Source organism: Protofrankia symbiont of Coriaria myrtifolia (genome assembly GCF_900634755.1).
Taxonomy (GTDB): Bacteria; Actinomycetota; Actinomycetes; order Frankiales; family Frankiaceae; genus Protofrankia; species Protofrankia coriariae.
Map to the genome: position 1 here is coordinate 1 of NZ_CAAAFS010000165.1, position 2,124 is coordinate 2,124.

General features: G+C 68.2%; 3 protein-coding genes. 1 reads left to right on the top strand and 2 read right to left on the bottom strand.

The window, feature by feature from the left end:
- Positions 1-135 precede the first annotated feature (135 nt).
- Entirely contained in the window at positions 136-555 is a 420-nt protein-coding gene (locus CM1CMNOD_RS09040; protein ID WP_013873354.1) for a PPOX class F420-dependent oxidoreductase, read from the bottom strand.
- A 337-nt stretch (positions 556-892) separates the two neighbouring features.
- Between CM1CMNOD_RS09040 and CM1CMNOD_RS09045 the strand changes: the two genes are divergently transcribed.
- Positions 893-1,498, top strand: a complete 606-nt coding sequence (locus CM1CMNOD_RS09045; RefSeq protein ID WP_013873355.1) for a ClpP family protease — start codon at positions 893-895, stop codon at positions 1,496-1,498.
- Here the strand turns inward: CM1CMNOD_RS09045 and CM1CMNOD_RS24385 are convergent.
- A complete protein-coding gene (locus CM1CMNOD_RS24385; RefSeq protein ID WP_013873356.1) occupies positions 1,487-1,954 on the bottom strand; it encodes a helix-turn-helix domain-containing protein in 468 nt (155 codons plus the stop codon). The genes CM1CMNOD_RS09045 and CM1CMNOD_RS24385 overlap by 12 nt on opposite strands.
- Between the last annotated feature and the right edge of the window lie 170 nt (positions 1,955-2,124).

Here is a 2,124-nt window from a genome sequence, read left to right on the forward strand (position 1 = left end):
TCAGGCTGACGACATCGAGAATGCCGTGAAGCTGCCCGAGACGGTCCAGCAAACACGCCTTGAGCGGGCGCTACCGTGTCTTGCCTGGTACCGGGATGGGGCGGCGTCGGCGGCTTGGTTGTCGGTAGTCCGTGGTCAGGGCTTCCAGGGGCCGATGCCGCCGACGCGTTCCGGGGTGATCCTTAGAACGTAGCCGGGGGGTGGGTTGGGGATCGGTGACGGAGGGGCGTCCGGCCCGAGGTAAATCTTCGTGAGTTTCTCGAGCAGCTCGGGCGCGCCGCCCTCGGTGACTTTCGCGTGCCCGTGGACGACCAGGTAGTGCTCGAGACCGCCGCTCTCGCTTCCCGCCGCCTCGATCGACAGCGCCACCCGTGGGTCCCGCTGGAGGTTGCGGAGCTTCTTGTACAGCCCCAGGTGGGCGGTGACGATCTCGTCGCCGTCGACGCCCACCCACACCAGGGTGATCTGGGGGCTGCCGTCCGGGTTCAGGGTGACGAGATGGGCCAGCCGCCCGGCCGTCAGCGCGGCCCGCACGGCGTCGGTCAGCAGAGTCATGTGTTCGACGTCCTCCGGGTGGAAGAAGGCGCGGCACAGGCCGGGCCGCCGGTTTGTGGCTACGACAGCTGTATGTCAGCGCTGGCCAGACTATTCCGGGGGAGCCGGTGGCCACCGGCTGGTCGCTGGCAGGCCGCCGCCGGCCGGTCATCGAACGGCGCCGTCGGCTTCGGTGGCATACCCGCAGCCATCGTGGATCTTGAAAACCTTGTCTGCCGTGGGCAGACCCGCCGTTTCCGATGGTTTCGCGGTGGAAAACTGTGTGGTCGGCGCACCGGGGTGGCAGTCAATTCTGCCCAGGTGGGAAAATGCATTCCGTACGAGGAGGAAAATACGCATGGAACGCCCACGAATGCAGTCGGGAAATGGCTACCAGGCCGATGGTCCGGTGTTCGACCGCCTGCTGCGCAGCCGCATCGTCTTCCTCGGGTCGGTGGTCGAGGACGCCGTCGCCAACGAGATCTGCGCCAAACTGCTGCTGTTGTCCGCGGAGGACCGCGAACGCGACATCCAGCTCTACATCAACTCACCGGGCGGCTCGGTGAGCGCGGGGATGGCCATATACGACACCATGCAGTACGTCACCAACGACGTGGTGACGGTGGCGCTCGGCTTCGCTGGGTCGATGGGACAGTTCCTGCTCTGCGCGGGCGCGGCCGGCAAACGATACGCGCTCGCGCACGCCCAGGTGATGATGCACCAGCCGTCCGGTGGGCTCGGCGGGACGGCGAGCGACATCGCCATCCAGCTCGAGCAGACGCTTTACACGAAACGGACGATCCAGGAACGCATCGCCTTCCACACGGGGCGCACCGTCGAACAGATCGAGCGTGACTCCGACCGGGACCGCTGGTTCACCGCGCGGGAGGCCAGGGACTACGGGTTCGTGGACCACGTGGTGACGGCGGCGGCGGATCTGCCACGCCCGCGGTCAACGGGCTGAGCGGGCCGTCCGCGCCGGAACCGACGCCGACCGCGGCGGCCGTTGCCGGGCGTACGCCGGGACGCATCCGCCCGCCCGCGCGATCCAGCGGGGTCCCCGGCCGCGCGGGGATCCGCCGGAGCACCCCGTTGCCAGACACTGCGGCGTACGCACAGTGACGTTGGGGGGAGCGCCGGGCAGGTCGGGGGGAGCGCTGCGCACGGTGACGGGTACGGTCTCGGACTCGAGGTGGCGCAGATCGTCCAGAACCTCGTCAAGCAGGTCGCTGAGACGGATGTCGAGGGCCCGGCACAGCGCAGCCAGCACCTCCGAGGAAACCTCTTTCCGGCCACGTTCGATTTCGGACAGATACGGAACCGACACGTTCGCGGTCCGTGCAACCTCACGCAGGGTGCGTCCCTGCCGTAGGCGGGCGCGACGCAGGATGACGCCTATCAGACGGCGCAGCAGAAGCATCGAGCCTCCCGCTCCCGGTGATCCCCGTGACGATGATCCGACAGATGATGATCCGACAACGACGGGCCACGGGCCGTGGCCGTGATCCGCCACCATCGAAGCACATCTCCGGCGCCCCCGGCGTGCCGAGGCCGTGCCCGTCGAGCTGTTCGCCCGTCGAGTTGTTCGGC

Excerpts from the sequence above, each read along its gene's own strand:
- CM1CMNOD_RS24385 (WP_013873356.1), bottom strand. The coding sequence starts at position 1,954 with ATGCTTCTGCTGCGCCGTCTGATAGGCGTCATCCTGCGTCGCGCCCGC.
- CM1CMNOD_RS09045 (WP_013873355.1), top strand. The coding sequence starts at position 893 with ATGGAACGCCCACGAATGCAGTCGGGAAATGGCTACCAGGCCGATGGT.
- CM1CMNOD_RS09040 (WP_013873354.1), bottom strand. The coding sequence starts at position 555 with ATGACTCTGCTGACCGACGCCGTGCGGGCCGCGCTGACGGCCGGGCGG.